Genomic DNA, 19,407 nt, shown 5'->3' with positions numbered 1-19,407 from the left:
ACCCCGGCAGGGAGTTTAGCATGCCCCCGGCATGCTCGCTCTGCACCCCTTAACTTGTTTACAGGTGGGAGGGTGCTTGGCGTGGTGTTGCTTTTACGTGGGGTGGCAGGATGGCTTCAGTCAGGCTTTTTTGCATTAAGGGCAGGGCGAACCAGATGTTGCCAACGCCGAAGAGGGTACCGGTAATCACCCGCAGTATCCAATCGCTTTCGCGCCAGCCAAACATCTGCGTCGTGCCATCCCAGGCCATTGGGAGCAGCATCAGGATCCACAGCCACCAGGGGATGCCAGGCATCCGTTTCTTGCTCAACACAAAAACCAGGCTGGTCAGAAACATAGAGGTATAGATGGAGAAGTTGCGTTCACAGAGGCCCAGCTGATGCCCAAAGATGTAGATCGAGTGCGACGGAATCTGGGCGCAGACGTAGTGTAAGGAAAAGAAGAGCGGTTTGGCGATGCTATCCAGGCCCAGGTAGGACATGAAAGGGATCGCGATCGCGATCGCCACCAGTATCCCTAAACCAATGGTAATAATCAACGCCCAGTATTCGGTTAAAAAATCACCGCCACGATCAATCCAGCGCTCAAAGGTGGATTTCGATCGGCCTGGCAGCACATGCTGTGAGGGAGGGGTCCCCGGCTGGTGATTATGGTTGAATGATTGTGTTGCCATAGCTCTCTACTTCCTTGTCATACTATTATATGTTAAACGCTGTTGCCAGATCACTATATTCTATACGACCTTCTGCCACAATGGTTTCATCGATCATCACCACCGGAATGCGATAGCGATAACGCTCGAAAAGATCCATATCGCGCCGAATATCGATCTCGGTGAGGTCGTATTCAGCCTGAGTCGCGATCTCATCCAGCATCTCGCGGGCCTCATCACAGAGATGACAACCGGCTTTGGTATAGAACGTGACCTGTGGCAGCCTCTGGTTTGGTCCCTGTTCTTCCACGCTCCCTGCCTCCATCTATCAGTGTTTATTGCTTCAATCATAACACAATTTGCAGGCAAGGGTGCAAATGGATGGTACAAGAGGTCACTATCTATCCCTCCTGCACCATCCTGTTTTTTACCAGCAGCCGCGAGGAGGTGGCGGGCAGGTGACGTTAGGCACGTCGGAAGTATGTATACTGGTGAGCTGGGATGCTGCCTGGGAGCTATGCGTGTACTGAGTGGCGTGGGAAGGAGCACTATATCCTGTCCATACTGTGGGCGCCAATAAGCCTGATAGGCATATAGACAGGACAAGGGCCGCTTTACGCAGGAATTTTGCCATAATAAAACTCTCCATTTCTTTGTACTATCGTTGTACCGGTTGAAAAGGAACGTTGGCGTTCCTGTGTTTCGGGCGCTAGTCTGTCATAAGTATTACTATCGGGAATAGTAGTACACATATATAGACAGATTTAACGGCTCAATAATGACAATTTTTTAAGACAATTTAAACTGGTTTTTTATATTGGTGCTGCGCCAATATAAAAACCAGTCTGCTACTCTGGTGAAATAGTGCAAGGGGTGCGCATTCGCGCACCCCTTGCACTATTTCACCAGAGTAGCAGACTATTTGGACTGACTAGTCATTTTCACGGGAGCGCATGCGTGCGCGCTCGTGCTGAGTCAGGTAGCGCTTGCGCAACCGAATGTTTTTTGGTGTTACCTCGACCAGTTCATCGTTGTTGATGAAGTCGAGCGATTGCTCCAGGCTCATCAGAATGGGTGGCGTCAGGCGCACCGCGATATCTGATGTAGAGGAGCGAATATTGGTTTTCTGCTTCTCTTTACACACGTTGACAACCAGGTCGTCGGGACGCGAATTGAGGCCGACGATCATGCCTTCATAGACCGGTGTACCCGGCTCGATAAAGGTATCGCCGCGCATTTGAGCGTTGCTGAGTCCGTAGGTAACGGCGGTTCCCAGCTCGGACGCGACCAGGGCGCCCATGCGAGCACTGTTGATCTTACCCATCCAGGGTACGAAGCCTTTGAGCAGGCTGCTCATGGCGCCATTTCCTTTGGTCAGGGTCAGGAAGGCGTTGCGGAAACCGATCAAGCCACGGGTCGGAATGTCGTACTCGATGCGAATGTTGCCGCTGCCGTCATTGGTCATGTTGGTGAGCTGCGCCTTACGAATGGCTAGCGCCTCGGTTAACACGCCCATGTAGGTATCTTTGGTATCGATAACCAGATGTTCGACTGGCTCGGTCAGGTGGCCGTTCTCATCTTCGTGTGTGATGACCTCTGGACGGGAAACTTGCAGCTCATAGCCTTCGCGGCGCATCGTCTCGATCAGGACCGAAAGGTGCAGCTCGCCACGGCCCGAGACGACAAACTCGTCAGGGGTATTGCCATCCTCGACACGCAGGCTGACGTTGGTCTCCAGCTCGCGATAGAGGCGGGAGCGCAACTGCCGTGATGTTGAGAACTTCCCTTCGCGACCCGAGAATGGACTGGTGTTGACACCAAAGGTCATCTTCAAGGTTGGCTCGGAGATCTCAATCGAAGGCAGAGCTTCGGGATGATCGATATCTGCCAGCGTCTCACCGATATTGGCATCGGCAATGCCTGTCAGGGCAACGATATCGCCCGCGATCGCTTCTGAAACCTCGGTGCGCTGCAGGCCTTTATAGCTCATAACCAGGTTGATCTTCTGGCGCGAAACCTCGCCCTCGCGATTGATACGCGCTATCTGTGTATTGGGCGTGATCCGTCCACGAATGATACGGCCGATAGCGTATTTACCCTTATAATCATCGTAGTCCAGGGCCGTTACCAGCATCTGGAAGGGAGCATCGATCGCAACTTCAGGAGCGGGTACCGTCTTCACGATGGTATCGAACAAGGGCTGCAGGTCCTTGCGCTCGTCATCTGGTTTATACATAGCGACGCCATCGCGTCCGATCGCATATAGGATCGGGAAGTCCAGGTGGCTATCCGAGGTCGCCAGTTCCAGGAAGAGATCCTGTGTCTCTTCAATGACCGTATCGATGCGTGCATCTTTGCGGTCGATTTTGTTAATGATCACAATTGGTTGTAGATCAAGTTCCAGCGCCTTCTGCAACACAAAGCGCGTCTGAGGCATCGGACCCTCAGCGGCGTCAACGAGCAGGATACAGCCGTCGGCCATATTTAATACGCGTTCCACCTCACCACCGAAGTCGGCGTGTCCCGGTGTGTCGATAATATTGATTCTAATATCCCGGTAGTCGATGGCTGTATTTTTCGCCAGGATGGTGATGCCGCGCTCACGCTCCTGATCGTTTGAGTCCATAATTAATTCGCCCACCTGCTGATTTTCGCGGAAGATATGGCTCTGTTTCAGCAATCCGTCCACCAGCGTAGTCTTTCCATGGTCTACGTGGGCGATAATGGCGACATTCCGAATATCATTTCGTTTAACCAATTTTGAGTCCGCCTGTAAAGCCGTTTCAGCCTGCATAATAATGTATTAATCCCTCCGTGTGACAACAGATCAGGCGACACGCTTTGCAGCATGCGCTCATCTGGACACAACTATTTACGAATTGTTTTTCTGCCGAACGTTAAAAAAATCTTTGAAGCGTTTAGTGCTTTTAGAGGCATGGCCTTCATAAAGTCCATACGAAACGCAAGTTCTCTGTGTACGCTTGCATGACCGAGTCGTTGCAGTACAACATTGGGGTCAACGCTCATAGCCAGGTAGTGGCCGCGGAATGTCGCAAGTCATGAAATCGCATTCTCGTAATTATGCGTCCTTGCAGATTGCATCTTACTTCATTGAGTTCCCGTAAGATTTTATCCTAATAATGGGTTTCTGTCGAGTTGACACCCTGTCAGATTAGTATATTCCTATGCGGAAACTACTTGCGTTGCTCTTTTTCTACATGTATCGGGTTATCAAAACAGTGATGTCAGCCGTGAGTAGAGGCTGTGCCCTGGTGCTGACACCCTGTTTGAGAGTGTGCAAGTAAATCATACTCTATCTTCCATTCATCTGTCTCATAATATGAGAACAAATCCATCACATTGGCTATTCCCGGGTTTTCTTTATCTCCCGAGCGGACCTGTTGCTGGCGATATCAAAACCAAAAAGAGAAAGGCGCCCGTAGAGGGCGCCACCCATGTTTGCCTCACGCGTATCTTTGTCATTTGCAGGTGGTTAGCGCAGCAGAGTACCATTAAGGGCACGGTCCATATTGTAGCAGGTGCTGATCAGAGAAAGGTGGGTAAAGGCCTGGGGAAAGTTGCCCAGCGCCTCACCGGTTGGGCCGATCTCTTCCGCGTAGAGTCCAAGATGATTGGAATACGTCAGCATCTTCTCCAGGACCAGTCGCGCCTCGTCAAGGCGGCCAGAGCGGGCCAGCGTCTCGGCCAGCCAGAAGCTACAGGGGCTGAAGGTTCCTTCATAACTTCCCAATCCGTCGGCCGCCGCATGAGTAGGATTGTAGCGGTAGACGTGCGAGTCGCTGGTGAGCTCCTTCTTGATGCGGTCAATAGTGTCCTGCATGCGTGGATCGGTCGGGCCGGTGAACTTGGTCAGAACCATGAGTAGCGAACTGGCATCGATGGCGTTGCTGCCATAATACTGAACAAAGCTTCTGGTCTTTTCATCCCATCCATTCTGCATGACATCTTCATAGATGCTTGCACTGATATCGCTCCACTCGGCTATGGGAGCGGGTAGGCCGCGATGGCGGGCGATACGGATGGCGCGATCAAAGGCGACCCAGCTCATGACGCGCGAGTGGACAAAATGTTGCTGGCCGCCACGCACCTCCCAGATCCCTTCGTCTGGCTCACGCCAGTGCTCTCCTAGCCACTTCAGCAGATGGCGCAGGTTATGCCAGAGATCGTAAGAGATATCCTGGTGGCGATTAAAGATATAGATTGAGTCTAATAGTTCGCCATAGATGTCCAACTGCTTTTGCTTATAGGCGCCATTACCGATGCGAACCGGCGCACTCTGACGGTAGCCTTCCAGGTGATCTAGTGTGATCTCATGCAGATCGTGCCCACCATTGATGGTGTACATTGGTTGGAGCGAGCCATTGTCTTTAAGCTCATGGCAACGGGCGTCTAGCCAGCCCATGAACGCTTCTGCTTCCTGATAGAAGCCCAGAATCAGCAGGCTATAGATGCTGAAGGCGGCATCGCGCAGCCAGGTATAGCGATAATCCCAGTTGCGTGCGCCTCCCAGCGTTTCTGGCAGACTGGTGGTGGCCGCTGCCACGATCGCGCCCGTCGGCTGATAGGTGAGGAGCTTCAGCACCAGGGCTGAGCGCTGTACCATCTCACGCCACCGTCCTTGATACTGACACTGCGAGAGCCAGCGCTGCCAGTAGTTCATCGTTTCCTGAAAAGCACGCTCATACTGGCGGGAAGTGATTGGTTGCGGCTCTATATCATGATCCTGCGCGCTCTCAAGCACAAAATAGGCCCGCTGATGGGTATGCAGGGTGAACTTCGCACGTACGCCCCCATCCTCATCCTCTTCAAGCGGGATCGTAGACGCCAGTCCCAGGCTGAGCGAGTCGCTATGGAAGACAGCACCATGTTCCGAAAGGGTCCGTGTGTGTGAATCGCGTCCGTAATTAAAGGCGGGCGTACACACCATTTCAAAGGGGAGAGAGCCACGAACCACCCTGACTTCACGGATAATGTGATGTTGCAGGGCTTTTGAGCCGGGCTGTTTGATAGGCATAAAGTCCGTAATCTCCCCCACACCATCGGCGGTTAAGAAGCGCGTGATCAGAATATTGGTCTCGGGCAGGTACATCTGTCGGCGTCCCATGCTGGTGGTTTGATCGAAAGCTGGACTGATGCGGAAGGTACCCCCTTTATTCACATCGAGCAGGGCACCAAAGACGCTAGGCGCATCAAAGCGTGGGATACAGCACCAATCGATCGCGCCATTTTTTCCCACCAGCGCAACCGTATGCAGGTCCCCGATAACCCCGTAATCCTCGATCGGCTGATAGGTCTTGTTGTTCAGGCGAGAAGTAGTTTGTTCTTGCATCATTGCTTCCTTAAATAGATAGACACATCCTTATTTTTTTGATACGTTCTACACCCATCTAATGGATGTTCTTTGCTGATAGTGTAGGAGCGCATCGGGTTTTAACCTGATATCTCCTTATGTATTCAGGTAGCGTATGTATTAAAGAACGTCGATGGCTGAGTTTTATCGTTATTGAATCTGGATCGTAGATATGGAGGAACAAAGGTTAATAAATATGAATAATTTCCCCCTCCGCTTGCTGCTAACTGACTCGACGCACAAAGAGGGCTGAAAGAGTGTCTTTTCTATTGAGTTGCTAGCGGCGCTTGTCATAGCTGTTATTTTTCGTTATAATGCAGAGCAGCGTGACCTTTTATTGAATGCTGTCCTCACAAAATAGTAATACTTATTCTGGACCTTGCTCAGCCGGTGTCTGGGCGTGCGGGGACGTGAGCCGCCATTTTATCAGCCAATGATGTCTGCGGAGAGAAAAAGGACTTATGACTGCAACAACCAGAGTTGAAAGTAGCTATCAACCCCAATACGAGTCTATTGCCACTCGACTCGTTGAATTTATCCAGCAAGCGAAATTGCAGCCCGGCGATCGTCTGCCAACTGAGCAGCAGCTGGCGGAGCAGCTTGGTGTGAGCCGGGCTGTGGTACGCGAGGCGGTAAAGATGCTGACGGCCAGCGGATATGTGCGCACGCGACGGGGCAGCGGTATCTATGTAAATGATAAGACGCGTCCATTTGCCGCGGCCGCTATCGAGTTCTCTATGCCGGTCGATCCAGAGCACGTGCGTGAGCTATTCGAGTTCCGGAGTTTGCAGGAGACCTTAACTGCCCGGCTGGCTACTGAACGTATTACACTCTCCGAACTACGCGTTCTAGAGAGATCCGTTCAACTTAATCGCCAGGCCGCTGAGGCGGGCGACTGGGATCTTTTTCTGGAAACCGATAACGCCTTTCACTATGGTATTGCTGAGGCCGCCCATAATCCCTTCCTGCTTGAAACCGTTGCTACTGTGATGCGCCTGCAACGCTGGGCCATCAAAATGGCGACCGGTGGGGCGCCCGGATCGCTGTTAGCTTCAGCCGACCAGCATGATGCGATTTTTGCTGCACTCAAAGATGGGGCGCCAGATGCAACGGTCCAGGTTATGAAAGAGCATATTGAATCTGTCTTCCAGGCCTATCAGCAGGATGTGCGGCGGCGTTTAATGGAAAACAAGCAAGAGTAGCGCAGCATCGCTCGCTTTCTATTTACAGGGAGGCCTGTGCGCGTTTACCGCGTGTTGTGCGTTTCATGGTGGGTGGCGTGTTTCCTATCGTGGGTGTTTCTGATGAAATGATGGAAGTGGCTTGTAAGCGCGTAACTTTTTCGCGTATCAATGATATCTGTGAATGGACTGCCTGGCGGGATTGCTGAAGTTTGCGGGCAATTTCAGAGGGACGTTCGTTGGCGACAAGATGGTGACAGATGATAGCCTGTTTTTCTGTCAGACCAATGGCCGGGCTTTCGAGAGCTGTTTTTGCCATATCTTCCAGGACTCCGAATTTACTGCGTTTGTAATCGTTGAGGTCGTCCGGAGAAAAGAGCCAGCGATCAACTACCCGTACGCCTGGGATTCTTCCGGCTTCTACCAGATGCATAAAGTGCCAATAGCTCAGGTCTAAATGTTTCGCTGCTTCATGGGTGGTTAACATGCCATTTAGATATTGAAGATTATGATGTAGCTCACTGCTCCTAAGAACCATGTCGGACGCCTTTCTACGGTGTGCCGTATACTAAAAGTGCCTGGCAAAGACATAACTTAGTTATGTGGAGTATACCATAGGTCCTTGCCATGCCGCAAGGTTGATCAGGTTTGGCGCATTAAAAGCGTCAAAAGGACAGATACTGCGCAGCAGCAGCATCTGTCCTTTTCACTTTATTGCAAGTGAAATAACGCTTGCCCTTATTTTGTGGGGAAAAGATTGGGGATTTTCATGGCAAGCATCATATCACCTGTTGCCTTAATTTTACCTGATAGGAAGGCGTTCATTGGATTGAGCTGACCCTGGGTGATGGCGATCCAGTCCTGGTCGCTCATGGTCAGGGTGAGATCGGGTTTGACAGATTCGGGTGGGACAAGTTCGCAGGTCTGGTTTTCAATTTTTATGGCATAGACCCCGGCGTCCTCGCCTGTAATATTTAATTGAATAGTTTTATTCAAGCCAGCCGCCGCCGCTGGATTGAAGAGCTTTTGCATCGCTGCGAAGGTGTCGACAACTTTCATGTATACCTGTCTCCTTTGTGGTTCGAGCAGGAAGGGCTCCTGCTAGCCTTTTCACAGTATATCATATTCTTGTTGAGATAGACCTTTATTCCGACGCTACGCGTCTATGGTGCTAAGAATGTGTCTTGATTCCATCACGTTGGGGGCACGTGAACGCCGCCGTACGGGCGTCCGCTGCGCGGCCGCATGGGTTTGTGTGTTGGGTGCCTGCGGAGCGCATCAGCGCTCCGCAGGCACCCAACACACAACGGACTCGTGATGCAAGCTGTAAGCGCTGAGATGCTCGCGCCCTTGTGCCTCTGTTTGTGCAATGATATTCTGTGGGTACGGTTAGTTTTTGCCGGCATCGTAGATAGATGAGAGGGGCTGGCGGGAGGTGGTGCATTTGTTGTGCGGTGCGAGCATTCTATGAGGAAACGAGGTCCCTGGTATGGCTGGTACGCAGGTTATGCGAAAGGTAAAGGTAGAAGGCGGCTACCTGAATTTTAGTTCTGCTCATTTTATTACATATAGCGGAAAGTGCGAGCGCTTGCATGGGCATAATTACGGTGTGTTAGTTGAGGTTGAGGGAGAGCTGGGTTCCGATGGACTGGTGTTTGACTTTACGATACTGAAGAAGCGTACAAAGGAGATTTGCCAGCAGCTAGACCATCGTTTCTTATTGCCTGTACGCAATCCACACCTCGAACTGACACGTTCGTCGGATGGTTGGGAAGTTCGTTTTCGCGAGAGACGTTATGTGTTTCCACATTCCGACGTCGTCGAGTTGCCGATCGAAAATTCTACCTCTGAGCTGCTGGCGCAGTATATCTGTGAAAAGCTCTGCCAGGTTCTGGAAGAGTATCCCACGGCAGGGCTGCGCAGCATCATGGTGGGGGTAGAAGAGGCTCCTACCCAGATGGCTTTTTATCGGCAAGAATTGCATTTATAACCGTGGATCCAGGCAAAGCCGGGGTACGTCTCGCTTTCAGTGGGGACGTACCCCGGCTCTGCCTGGATAGTAGACCGGTTACCTGGTGATGAACTGGCGGCCGATCGCGGATGCCACGGATTGGACCTGCGGCATGAGCTGACGGAATTGCTCAATGGTGATCGACTGCGCTCCGTCTTTCAAAGCCTCATCTGGATTTGGATGCACCTCGACCAGCAGCGCATCCGAGCCCGCGGCAATCGACGCCAGTGACATGGGACCAACGATGTCACGGCGACCTGTTCCCTGACTGGGATCCGAGATGATCGGCAGGTGGGAGAGGCGCTTGATCAAGGGGAAGGCGCTGATATCCATGGTGTTGCGGGTGGTCTTCTCAAAGGTGCGGATACCGCGCTCGCACAGGATCACGTTGCGGTTGCCCTGCGAGAGAATGTACTCGGCGGCCAGCAGCCATTCTTCGAAGGTAGAAGACATGCCGCGTTTGAGCACGACCGGCTTGCGGGTGCGCCCAACTTCGTCCAGCAGCATATAGTTCTGCATGTTGCGCGTACCAATCTGGAGGATATCAGCATACTCGCAGACCATCGCGACATCGGTCGGGGTCATGACCTCGGTAATGATGGCCATGCCAAACTCGTCGCGCGCTTTCGCCAGCAACTTTAAGCCTTCCTCGCCCAGACCACGGAAGCCATATGGAGAAGTGGACGGCTTGAAGGCACCACCGCGTAGGATGACCGCCCCCTCTTTCCGTACGGCGGCGGCCGTCGTCATCAACTGCTCTTCGCTTTCAACGGTACAGGGGCCCGCCATCATGACCAACTCGGGACCACCGATGCGCACCACTCCGCCAGAGACACAGGCCGCCGGAACCTCCACCACCGTGTCCTCTGGATGAAACTCGCGGCTGGCCAGTTTATAGGGCTTGGAGACACGAACGACATTCTCCACATTCGGCATGCCCTCAAGAGCCTCGCCAACCGCGGGATTGAGCCCACCGATGCTTCCTGGTGCGCCGGTTGGGCCGATCGCGCCCAGTACACCGATCACGGTACGCTCCACCCCTTGTGATAGATGGCCGGTCAGGCCGTGTTTTTCCAGGTAAGTCAATACATGTTGGATATCGGCTTCACTACTATTTGCTTTCATCACGACAATCATGAACATTACTCCTTTACATTCAATCAGAGAGGTCGGGGCAACGATAAGCGCCAGGCGCCAGTTCATTGCATAGGGGGATGGCGCATGAACGGTCCATCGTGACCTCTTCGTCATGATTGCCGATAATTTGCACTGTCATCGTATTGCTTCATTCCATTTCCAAGGGAATGACCCCACCTCAACTACGCATCCACGCCGAACGTGGGGCGTAAATTTACCGCCTCTTTAATAAAGACATGTTGTATTTCTTGAGCGCTACGGGTCGTATTTACATGTATGAGCACGCGAATACATTTTTGCAGGCTATCTGGTACTGGAATCTCGCGGGTGCACATCAGCGCGGTCTCGGTCCATCCCAATCCTCTGGCTGCGACCGCGGGAAATTCGGCATCCAGATCTTCTGTTAAGGAGAATATGGCGCTCGCGATATCCTCGACCTTCAGATCATTTTTCTCGATCAGCAACTCGAGTAGCTCCCTGGTCGCCGCGAGAATTTCCTCGCGATCGTTATGCTCTACGGTGGTTGCACCACGAATGCCTCGGCAATACATCACTTTTTCTGCCCTTTCACAATGGGTAACATCTCTAACTTTAGAGAGAAAGCCAGACGGATGTACCTTCCATTGTAAAGGATGATGGCAATTTTTTATCTGTATTATCTGACCGTTAGTATAACCGCTTCTATGTGCAGATAATATGTGATGGTATTGATCCTCCGCTTCAGAGATCGGTGCATTAACCCTCTCACCTACAAGCTTGAGCTACTATTGACGCAGATACCGAATATATTCTCTGACCGCGTCCGCCGGGTTGTCGTCCTTATGCTGGTCTATAATCTTTACCAGGGCGCTACCAACGACCGCGCCTTCGGCGTAACTGGTGACGGTAGCGATATGCTCGGGCGTGGAGAGACCAAAGCCAACCGCCAGAGGGAGCCGCTGCTCCTGTGTCGCCGCGCGGATGCGCTGGATAAAGTTTTGCAGATGGGCGGGCAACTGCTGACGGGAACCGGTTACGCCGCTGAGCGAGACGCAGTAGATGAAGCCACCTGGACCGGCAGCGGTGCGCCGGGCCGCCATGCTGATGCGCTCATCCGGTGCGGTAGGCGGAACCAGGAAGATCAGCGCCAGGCCGTGGCGATAGGCGATCTCCTGCAAAGGATCGGCTTCCTCCGCTGGCAGATCCGGGATGATCAGACCACTGATACCGTTGGCGCGAGCGGTGGCGCAGAAGCGCTCCAGTCCATAGGCCAGCACCGGATTGTAGTAGCCCATCAAGAGCAGGGCCACATCGCTTTTGGACGCGACCTCCCTGGCGATATTCATGCATCCCTGAATGCTCATGCCATTTTGCAAGGCAATGTGGCCCGCGTGCTGGATGGTGGCGCCATCGGCCAGAGGATCGCTAAACGGCATCCCCAGTTCGATGATGTCCGCGCCACCCTCCGCGGCGGCCAGTACGATCTCGACCGTTGATGCTGCGTCTGGATAGCCGCACATGAAATACGGAATAAGTACCCCGCGCCCCTCCTGCCGGGCGCGCTCAAAGGTTCGAGTGATTTTCTGTGCCGGTATATACTGGTTGCCTTGTTCTTCAACAACGCTTCCTGGGATTGCGTCCATTATTTCCTCCTGCTCTTTGTGGCGTAGCAAGCCGGATCAGCCATTGCTTCTCTTTTTTAAGCCAATGCCTGATCCGCTGCCCGCCTGCTCCAGGCTACTTTCAACGATTACAGATTGACATTAAAGGCCTTGGCCACGGTCATCATATCTTTATCGCCACGGCCTGAGAGGTTGATGACGATCAGGGAGCCTTCGGCAAGCTTGCCCTGCTGCCCCTGCTCCAGCACATAGCCGATGGCGTGAGCCGATTCCAGGGCCGGGATGATGCCTTCGGTACGGCTGAGAGCCTCCAGACCTTTGAGCGCGGTAGCATCCGAGGCTGTGACATAGCTGGCGCGACCACTGTCTTTCATATAGCTGTGCTCTGGTCCAACACCTGGATAGTCCAGGCCGGCCGAGATGCTATGTGTGTCCAGGATCTGGCCATCTTCATTTTGCAGAAGGTAGCTCATGGCTCCATGCAGGACACCGGGGCGACCAGCGACCAGCGTGGAGGCGTGCATGCCGGGATCCATGCTGGTTCCGCCGGCCTCTACTCCGATCAATTCAACCTCGCTGGCATCGGCGAAGGGATAGAAGATGCCGATGGCGTTACTGCCGCCGCCGACGCAGGCATAGATCTGATCCGGGAGGCGTCCCTCTTGTTGCATGATCTGCTGGCGCGCTTCGCGACCGATGACGGCCTGGAAGTCACGCACGATACGTGGATAGGGGGCGGGACCCGCGGCGGTACCAAACAGGTAGAAGGTGGTCTCGACATTGGTAACCCAGTCGCGAATGGCCTCATTAATGGCGTCTTTGAGCGTTTTGGTGCCGCTATCCACCGAGCGTACTTCGGCGCCCAGTAGTTTCATGCGGAAGACGTTGAGCGACTGACGCTGGATGTCTACCTCACCCATATAGATGATGCAATCGAGGCCCAGTTTAGCGCAGACCGTCGCTGTCGCCACGCCATGCTGGCCCGCGCCGGTCTCGGCGATGATACGCTGCTTCCCCATGCGTTTGGCGAGCATGCCCTGTCCCAGCGCGTTATTGATCTTATGCGCTCCCGTATGCGCCAGGTCCTCGCGTTTGAGATAGATTTTGACGTTATTGCCAACCATCTCAGAAAAGCGTGGCACATAATGCAGGGTTGTGGGCCGCCCGACATAGCTGGCGAGTTCTTGATTGAGCTCGCCTATAAATGCTTTATCTTGCATCGCTTCTTTATAGGCCGTCTCCAGTTCCGCCAGGACCGCCATCAGATTTTCCGGTACAAATTTGCCGCCAAAATCTCCAAAGCGTCCACGCTCATCTGGATACAGATTGTGCTGATAAGTATTGTGCGTTTTTGTATCTTGCATACGTGCCTTCTTCCCTTATCGCTACCAGGGCGATACGAATGTGGCCACTGAAGGACCAGATGAATAATTGCTATGATTGACTACTGATAAAGGCGTGAGTTTAGCGCAGCGAGGACTCTTCCTGGCGCTCCGGCGCCTCTTGCTGACCCTTCTCGCTCTGGCGTACCCGGGCGATAAAGTCCGCGATCTTCTGGCTATCTTTCCTGCGCCCGGTTTCGACTCCGCTGCTAACATCAAGACCCCAGGGCTGGACCTGCTGGATGGCGGTGGCGACGTTCTCTACAGTCAGTCCGCCAGCCAGTAGAATTTTGCTCTGCTGTGCCGCCAGGCGCGCCAGTTCCCAATCGCCGGTGCGACCGGTGCCTCCCCAGTCAGGTGTGGGTGTGTCGATCAAGAGACGCCAGGTAACATTCCGATAGGCCGCCAGGCGTTCCAGATCCTCAGGCTGCCGCAGTGAGAGCGCCTTGATAACGGGTCGGTTGATCTGCTGGCAGAAATCTGGTGTCTCATTGCCATGCAACTGGATATAGTGCAGCCCGATCTGGTCGGCGATCGCGTTGATTGTATCCGCGTCCTCATTAACGAAGACGCCCACCAGGTCCGGGAGCACCTGTCCCTGGCGTGGCTGTGTATAGCTTTGACTGGCCGCCAGTATCTCCGGGACGCGCTCGGGCTGGATGTAGCGATGGCTGGGTTTATGAAATATAAAGCCCAGCATGTCGGCGCCGGCTTCGATGGCCGCGTCGATATGTTTTGACTCGCTCAGGCCACAGATCTTCACCTGGGTAGTGTGATTGGCATGCCGCAAGAGCATCTGGATATGGTCGGGGATATTTTTAGAGACGACCAGCGATTCGCCGACCAGCATGGCCTGTACATCGTAGCGGGCCAGTCGGCGTACGTCGGCCTCGCTATGGATGCCGCTCTCAGCGACAATCACGCGATCCTCTGGTAGGATGCGCCGAATGTCGCGAATCAGGTAGGGATTCATCTCGAACGTGGTCAGGTTGCGGCTGTTTACGCCAATAATGACGGCACCGGCGGCGATGGCGCGTTGTGCCTCTTCCTGGCTATGAACTTCGACCAGGGCGCGCATGCGCAGGCTGGTCGCGACTTCCAGGAGATCCCTCAACTGTTGATCGTCCAGGATGGCGCAGATGAGCAAGATCATATCGGCGCCCCAGGCCCTGGCCTCATAGACCTGGTACTCATCGATGATAAAATCTTTGCGCAGGACCGGTATGCTGACCGCGTTCTTGATGGCGGTCAGGTATTCAGGCGAGCCCAGGAAGAAATGTGGCTCAGTCAGCACGGAAATAACCGACGCTCCGCTCTGCTCATAGATCTTCGCGGTAGCCACCGGATCAAGGTCGGGTGCCAGCAGCCCTTTGGAGGGTGACGCACGTTTCACCTCGGCAATCAGATGGACGCGGTCCCGAGGATCCAATGCTTCCAGCACATCCCGTGGACGCGACTGTTCCAGTGCCTGTTTTTTGATCTGCTCCAGTGGTAGATCTATTTTGCGTTGCGCTAAATCTATGCGTGTCTGATTAACGATGCGATCAAGAAACATGTTTTTACCTACCATATGCCTGCGAACACTCAATGACCTCGGCCAGTTTGCGCCGGGCCTTTCCTTCCTGTAACGTTGCCTGCGCCAGTTTAATTCCATCCTTAAAGGATGCGACCTGCTCATTAGCCATCAGGGCCGCCGCCGTATTGAGGCAGATCATGTCCGTTGCCGGGTTGGCGTTATACGTTGAGAGGATCTCGCGCAGCATGGCGGCATTATGTGCTGGATCTCCTCCCTGGATACCTTCTAGATTGCTGGAACTGGCCAGCCCAAAGTCCTCTGGCGTGATCGTGTAGGTGTGTAGCTCCTGCCCAACGCGTACCTCACAGATGTGGGTGGGTGCGCTGATCGAGCACTCATCCATGCCATCCGCGCTGTGTATGATCAGGGCATGCTTGCACCCCAGGCGCAGCAGCACCTCTCCCATCTTTTGCATCAGTGAGTTATCCGCCACACCCAGCACCTGGTAAGGGGTATGGGCGGGATTGGTCAGCGGCCCCAGGATATTGAAGACGGTACGGATACCAATCTCACGTCGGGTGGGGCCAACGTATTTCATGGCCGGATGATAGGCCTGGGCAAACATAAAGCCAAAGCCGCATTCATTAATGCTACGGGCCAGCGCTTCTGGTTCCAGATTGATCTGTACACCCAGTGCCTCCAGCACATCGGCGCTGCCACATTTGCTGGTGGCCGAGCGATTGCCGTGCTTGGCGATGGTGGCCCCGGCGGCGGCGGCGATGATGCCTGCCGCCGTTGAGACATTTAAGGTGCCTGAGCCATCCCCACCGGTCCCGCATGTATCCATGGCCTGGCTCGCGGCCGGCTCGTCGAGATGAACCTGGAGCGCTTTATCGCGCATCACCAGGGCCATACCAGCGATCTCCTCTACCGTTTCCGCACCGGGGCGCATACGTAAAGCGGTTAGAAAAGCGCCGATCTGTGATGGTGTGGCCGCACCGGTCATAATTTCTTCCATAGCGGCGGCGGCTTCCTCTGTATCGAGGGTTGCGCCCGACGCAATGTGAGCAATAGCTTCGCGAATCATGCTCAAATCTATCCTCTCTGGTTCCGTCTGCAGGCGATCTATCTCTCATCCCTGCCCAATGGATTGCCTACCGCTCTAAAAAGTTGCGTAATAAATCTTTGCCCACGTTGGTCATGATCGACTCGGGATGAAACTGCACGCCTTCAACCGGATAGGCGCGATGCTTTAAGCCCATGATCAGACCGTCGTCGGTTCTGGCCGTTACCTCAAGTACTTCTGGCAGCGAATCCTCCTCAACGATCAGGCTGTGGTAGCGGATCGCCTCAAAGGGCCGGGGCAGGTTCCTGAAGACGCCTTTGCCATTGTGATGCATCTGCGACGTCTTGCCGTGCATTGGTTCGGGGGCTCGGATGACACGTCCCCCATACACCTGTCCGATTGATTGGTGACCCAGACACACTCCCAGTACAGGGATGCGTGAGCCAAAGGCGGCGATTACTTCACAGGACATTCCGGCCTCGCTGGGAGTACAGGGGCCTGGAGAGACAACGATGCGCTCGGGCTGGAGTTGTTCCACGTCGGCCAGTGTGACCTCATCGTTGCGCTTTACTACAACCTCTGCCCCGAGCTCTGCCAGGTATTGATACAGGTTGTAGGTAAAGCTATCATAGTTATCGAGTAACAGGAGCATCTTTCTTCTTTCCTCCCTGGGCAATGGTTGGTGACTCATGGGTTGTCTGCCGATTGATCTGCGCAATATGTTCGGCCTCATCGAGTGCTCGCAGCAGCGCCCGCGCTTTGTTCAAACTTTCCTGATACTCATTGGCCGGGGTTGAATCCGCGACGACTCCGCCTCCAGCCTGGATATAGGCCTTTCCATCTTTGATGACCATCGTGCGCAGCGTGATGGCTGTCTCCTGGTTGCCTGTATGGCTGAAGTAGCCAACGGCGCCCGCGTACGCGCCCCGTGTCTCGCCCTCCAACTCGCTAATGATCTCCATGGCCCGGATCTTGGGTGCGCCCGATACCGTTCCGGCGGGGAAGCCAGCCCGTAGCGCGTCAAAGGCGGAGACGCCCTCGCGCAGTTGTCCCGATACATTGGTGACCAGGTGCATAACGTGTGAGTAGCGTTCGATGGTCATAAAGTCGTCGACCTGTACACTGCCGATCTTACTGACGCGTCCCACGTCGTTGCGTGCTAGGTCCAGCAGCATGATATGCTCGGCACGTTCTTTTGGATCCTGCTGCAACTCAATGGCCAGTTGCTCATCGCTCTGTTTATCAGAGCCACGAGGCCGCGTGCCGGCGATCGGACGGATGGTCACCTCGTTGTCCTCATAGCGCACCAGCAGCTCTGGTGACGCTCCGACCAGGTGGAAGTCTTCCAGATCCAGGAAGAACATGTGCGGTGACGGATTGATGGCCCGCAGCGCGCGATAGACGGTGAATGGCGAGGCATTCACATGGCGGCTCAGGCGCTGTGAAGGTACCACCTGGAAGATGTCACCGGCCTTAATATACTCAATAGAGCGGCTGACCATGCTCTCAAATTCAGCTCGCGTGCGGTTTGACGTGACCCTGAGGGCGGCTTCATCATAGATTGGCTCCGGCTCCTCAGGCAGGCGCACCGGTTGCTGGAGCCGCGCCTGCACGTCGTCTACGATCTCTTGTGCCCGCCGATACTCGGCCTCGATGTCTGGCGCATCCAGGTGAACGTGTGTCACGACGCGTACGCTATGGCGTACATGGTCGAAGACCAGCACCGTCTCGGTCAGCATGAAGACCGCCAGGGGCAGGTCTAGCTCATTGGGTCCGGGTTCTGGAAGACGTTCAAAGCGGGCCGCCGCGTCATATGACAGGTAGCCAACCGCGCCGCCAAAGAACTTGGGGAGCTGATCGTGGGACCGCTCAAGGTGGGGCGGCATAACCAGCTGATATTGGCCCAGTTCCTCTTCCAACAACTGCAGTGGATCGTGGCAGGCGACTTCATCCTCGCTGTAGGAGCCAGGGAAAGCATGCATGCGTCGTAACCGTACCGTTTCGCCGCGATGAATCATCACCAGGTACGGATCAATACCGATAAACGAATAGCGCGCGACTTGCTCGCCGCCCGTGACGCTCTCCAGCAAGAAGCTGTATGGTCTCTGCGCCGTCTTACAATACGCTGAAACCGGCGTCTCCATATCAGCCAGGATATCGCTATAGAGCGGCAAAAGTGGCCGGCGATCATTCTTCTTTCCCCCCAGCACCGCATCCCGTACCTGCTTCACCTCATCCAATGTTGGATAATACATATAGCACCTGCTCCATTTACTGCTGCGCACATTCCAGGGAGAATCCGCGCAGTTCCCCGACAACAGTGTATGCTCCGCTGGTCTGCCTGATTGCTGCAGTCAACAGACAGGCCAGCGGAAGTCATTTCAACTCTAACCCAGGCCTATTGCCCGCTTCATCTTCTCAGTAGTGCGTTCGGCAAGTGGGCGCAAGTCGTCAGCCCCCTGCTTCAGGAGATTCTCCAGTGCGGGCATATCGCTGATAATCTCCTGGTAGCGTTGCTGAATCGGACTCAGCGTCTCCACCAGGCGATCGGTCAGGGCCGCCTTAAAGTCTCCATAGCCTTTGCCCTCAAACTCGGCCTCAATCACCTCCTGCGTTTGACCGGTGAGGATTTGATAGATTGATAACAGATTCGTGATGCCCGGGCGAGCCGGATCGAATTTGACCAGGCGCTCCGAATCGGTGGTGGCGCGCGCGATCTTCTTTTTGATCGTTTTGGGATCGTCCAACAAGGTGATATAAGCGTTAGGATTGGGATCGCTCTTGCTCATCTTTTTGGTTGGATCTTCCAGGGACATGATACGCGCCCCGGTGGTCCGGATCTGGGCCTCTGGAATGGTAAAGATCTGTTTTCCATACAGACTGTTAATGCGTTGTGCCAGGTCGCGAGTCATCTCTACGTGTTGACGCTGGTCATCGCCCACAGGCACATAGTGGGTCTGGTAGAGCAGGATATCGCCGGCCATCAGCACCGGGTAGCAGTAGAGTCCTGCTCCTACCGAATCCATATCCTCGCCTGCTTTGGTCTTAAACTGCGTCATACGATTGAGCCAGCCCATCGGCGTGTAGCAGTTTAAGAGCCACTGTATTTCAGCATGCTGGCGCACATGCGATTGCACAAAGAGTTTGCAATACCTGGTATCGAGTCCACAGGCCAGGTAGAGGGCCGCCAGCTTGCGGGTATTGATATGCAGTTCCTTGGGATCGATCGGCAGCGTGATGGCGTGCAGATCGACGATGCAGAAGATGTTATCGTACTGATCCTGTGTCTCCACCCAGTTGCGGATGGCACCCAGGTAGTTGCCCAGGTGAACATTGTTTGTTGGCTGAATGCCAGAGAAGACGCGTTTCTTTACCGGCGCCTGCGCTGGCTGGGTAGCTTCCTGTACCGCTTGATTGGTTTCAACTGTCATTCTTTCTTTCCTCCACGACGAATCGGGTGTGGCTCATCCACGTGAATGATATTGGCTAT

The 19,407-nt window shown here is 54.2% G+C and carries 17 protein-coding genes; 2 read left to right on the top strand and 15 right to left on the bottom strand.

Going from position 1 to position 19,407, the window contains the following annotated elements; genetic code table 11:
• Positions 1-58 precede the first annotated feature (58 nt).
• The 4 genes from KTT_RS02305 to KTT_RS02290 form a co-directional block, all read right to left on the bottom strand.
• On the bottom strand, positions 59-673 hold the full coding sequence (locus KTT_RS02305) for a DUF2085 domain-containing protein (protein WP_126594451.1): 615 nt from the start codon (positions 671-673) through the stop codon (positions 59-61).
• A gap of 25 nt (positions 674-698) precedes the next feature.
• Complete coding sequence (locus KTT_RS02300; protein ID WP_160145589.1) at positions 699-962, bottom strand: glutaredoxin family protein; 264 nt, start codon at positions 960-962, stop codon at positions 699-701.
• Positions 963-1,583: 621 nt separating this feature from the next.
• Entirely contained in the window at positions 1,584-3,446 is a 1,863-nt protein-coding gene (typA, locus tag KTT_RS02295; protein WP_126594449.1) for a translational GTPase TypA, read from the bottom strand.
• Positions 3,447-4,145: 699 nt separating this feature from the next.
• A complete protein-coding gene (locus tag KTT_RS02290) occupies positions 4,146-6,005 on the bottom strand; it encodes a glycoside hydrolase family 15 protein (protein WP_126594448.1) in 1,860 nt (619 codons plus the stop codon).
• A gap of 479 nt (positions 6,006-6,484) precedes the next feature.
• Here KTT_RS02290 and KTT_RS02285 point away from each other — a divergent pair, with 479 nt between their 5' ends.
• Positions 6,485-7,225 (top strand): FadR/GntR family transcriptional regulator, encoded by a 741-nt coding sequence (locus KTT_RS02285; protein ID WP_126594447.1) that lies wholly within the window; start codon positions 6,485-6,487, stop codon positions 7,223-7,225.
• Positions 7,226-7,247: 22 nt separating this feature from the next.
• On the opposite strand, the gene KTT_RS02280 is transcribed toward KTT_RS02285, so the two are convergent.
• Both KTT_RS02280 and KTT_RS02275 read right to left on the bottom strand, forming a co-directional pair.
• On the bottom strand, positions 7,248-7,742 hold the full coding sequence (locus tag KTT_RS02280) for a helix-turn-helix domain-containing protein (protein WP_126594446.1): 495 nt from the start codon (positions 7,740-7,742) through the stop codon (positions 7,248-7,250).
• 200 nt (positions 7,743-7,942) lie between these two features.
• Positions 7,943-8,263 (bottom strand): SCP2 sterol-binding domain-containing protein, encoded by a 321-nt coding sequence (locus KTT_RS02275; protein ID WP_126594445.1) that lies wholly within the window; start codon positions 8,261-8,263, stop codon positions 7,943-7,945.
• A gap of 430 nt (positions 8,264-8,693) precedes the next feature.
• On the opposite strand from KTT_RS02275, the gene KTT_RS02270 reads away from it, so the two are divergent.
• Positions 8,694-9,194: a 6-pyruvoyl trahydropterin synthase family protein gene (locus KTT_RS02270; protein ID WP_126594444.1), complete on the top strand. Its 501-nt coding sequence runs from the start codon at positions 8,694-8,696 to the stop codon at positions 9,192-9,194.
• Between the two features lie 78 nt (positions 9,195-9,272).
• On the opposite strand, the gene aroF is transcribed toward KTT_RS02270, so the two are convergent.
• The 9 genes from aroF to trpS form a co-directional block, all read right to left on the bottom strand.
• Positions 9,273-10,352 carry a 3-deoxy-7-phosphoheptulonate synthase gene (aroF, locus tag KTT_RS02265; protein ID WP_126594443.1) on the bottom strand — a complete coding sequence of 360 codons (1,080 nt, stop codon included), beginning with the start codon at positions 10,350-10,352 and terminating at the stop codon, positions 9,273-9,275.
• A gap of 182 nt (positions 10,353-10,534) precedes the next feature.
• On the bottom strand, positions 10,535-10,903 hold the full coding sequence (aroH, locus tag KTT_RS02260) for a chorismate mutase (RefSeq protein WP_126599354.1): 369 nt from the start codon (positions 10,901-10,903) through the stop codon (positions 10,535-10,537).
• 213 nt (positions 10,904-11,116) lie between these two features.
• On the bottom strand, positions 11,117-11,974 hold the full coding sequence (gene trpA, locus KTT_RS02255) for a tryptophan synthase subunit alpha (protein WP_126594442.1): 858 nt from the start codon (positions 11,972-11,974) through the stop codon (positions 11,117-11,119).
• A gap of 107 nt (positions 11,975-12,081) precedes the next feature.
• Positions 12,082-13,317, bottom strand: coding sequence for a tryptophan synthase subunit beta (gene trpB, locus KTT_RS02250; protein ID WP_126594441.1), 1,236 nt, complete (start codon positions 13,315-13,317; stop codon positions 12,082-12,084).
• 100 nt (positions 13,318-13,417) lie between these two features.
• On the bottom strand, positions 13,418-14,890 hold the full coding sequence (gene trpCF / locus KTT_RS02245) for a bifunctional indole-3-glycerol-phosphate synthase TrpC/phosphoribosylanthranilate isomerase TrpF (RefSeq protein WP_160145588.1): 1,473 nt from the start codon (positions 14,888-14,890) through the stop codon (positions 13,418-13,420).
• A 4-nt stretch (positions 14,891-14,894) separates the two neighbouring features.
• Positions 14,895-15,938 (bottom strand): anthranilate phosphoribosyltransferase, encoded by a 1,044-nt coding sequence (gene trpD, locus KTT_RS02240; RefSeq protein ID WP_126594439.1) that lies wholly within the window; start codon positions 15,936-15,938, stop codon positions 14,895-14,897.
• A 67-nt stretch (positions 15,939-16,005) separates the two neighbouring features.
• Positions 16,006-16,569 (bottom strand): anthranilate synthase component II, encoded by a 564-nt coding sequence (locus KTT_RS02235; RefSeq protein WP_126594438.1) that lies wholly within the window; start codon positions 16,567-16,569, stop codon positions 16,006-16,008.
• Positions 16,550-18,172: an anthranilate synthase component I gene (gene trpE, locus KTT_RS02230; RefSeq protein WP_126594437.1), complete on the bottom strand. Its 1,623-nt coding sequence runs from the start codon at positions 18,170-18,172 to the stop codon at positions 16,550-16,552. The genes KTT_RS02235 and trpE overlap by 20 nt, the downstream gene beginning before the upstream one ends.
• A gap of 132 nt (positions 18,173-18,304) precedes the next feature.
• Positions 18,305-19,348: a tryptophan--tRNA ligase gene (gene trpS / locus KTT_RS02225; protein WP_126594436.1), complete on the bottom strand. Its 1,044-nt coding sequence runs from the start codon at positions 19,346-19,348 to the stop codon at positions 18,305-18,307.
• Between the last annotated feature and the right edge of the window lie 59 nt (positions 19,349-19,407).

It is taken from the genome of Dictyobacter aurantiacus, assembly GCF_003967515.1.
GTDB classification, from domain to species: Bacteria; Chloroflexota; Ktedonobacteria; order Ktedonobacterales; family Ktedonobacteraceae; genus Dictyobacter; species Dictyobacter aurantiacus.
Note: the sequence above shows the minus strand (reverse complement) of the source record. Positions and strands in the feature narration are given on the sequence as shown.

What these genes read in the sequence shown, in the direction of transcription:
- KTT_RS02270 (WP_126594444.1), top strand. Translation starts at nt 8,694, where the DNA reads ATGGCTGGTACGCAGGTTATGCGAAAGGTAAAGGTAGAAGGCGGCTAC.
- trpA (WP_126594442.1), bottom strand. Translation starts at nt 11,974, where the DNA reads ATGGACGCAATCCCAGGAAGCGTTGTTGAAGAACAAGGCAACCAGTAT.
- aroF (WP_126594443.1), bottom strand. Translation starts at nt 10,352, where the DNA reads ATGATTGTCGTGATGAAAGCAAATAGTAGTGAAGCCGATATCCAACAT.
- trpB (WP_126594441.1), bottom strand. Translation starts at nt 13,317, where the DNA reads ATGCAAGATACAAAAACGCACAATACTTATCAGCACAATCTGTATCCA.
- trpD (WP_126594439.1), bottom strand. Translation starts at nt 15,938, where the DNA reads ATGATTCGCGAAGCTATTGCTCACATTGCGTCGGGCGCAACCCTCGAT.
- KTT_RS02275 (WP_126594445.1), bottom strand. Translation starts at nt 8,263, where the DNA reads ATGAAAGTTGTCGACACCTTCGCAGCGATGCAAAAGCTCTTCAATCCA.
- KTT_RS02235 (WP_126594438.1), bottom strand. Translation starts at nt 16,569, where the DNA reads ATGCTCCTGTTACTCGATAACTATGATAGCTTTACCTACAACCTGTAT.
- typA (WP_126594449.1), bottom strand. Translation starts at nt 3,446, where the DNA reads ATGCAGGCTGAAACGGCTTTACAGGCGGACTCAAAATTGGTTAAACGA.
- KTT_RS02280 (WP_126594446.1), bottom strand. Translation starts at nt 7,742, where the DNA reads ATGGTTCTTAGGAGCAGTGAGCTACATCATAATCTTCAATATCTAAAT.
- trpE (WP_126594437.1), bottom strand. Translation starts at nt 18,172, where the DNA reads ATGTATTATCCAACATTGGATGAGGTGAAGCAGGTACGGGATGCGGTG.
- KTT_RS02290 (WP_126594448.1), bottom strand. Translation starts at nt 6,005, where the DNA reads ATGATGCAAGAACAAACTACTTCTCGCCTGAACAACAAGACCTATCAG.
- KTT_RS02305 (WP_126594451.1), bottom strand. Translation starts at nt 673, where the DNA reads ATGGCAACACAATCATTCAACCATAATCACCAGCCGGGGACCCCTCCC.
- trpS (WP_126594436.1), bottom strand. Translation starts at nt 19,348, where the DNA reads ATGACAGTTGAAACCAATCAAGCGGTACAGGAAGCTACCCAGCCAGCG.
- trpCF (WP_160145588.1), bottom strand. Translation starts at nt 14,890, where the DNA reads ATGTTTCTTGATCGCATCGTTAATCAGACACGCATAGATTTAGCGCAA.
- KTT_RS02285 (WP_126594447.1), top strand. Translation starts at nt 6,485, where the DNA reads ATGACTGCAACAACCAGAGTTGAAAGTAGCTATCAACCCCAATACGAG.
- aroH (WP_126599354.1), bottom strand. Translation starts at nt 10,903, where the DNA reads ATGTATTGCCGAGGCATTCGTGGTGCAACCACCGTAGAGCATAACGAT.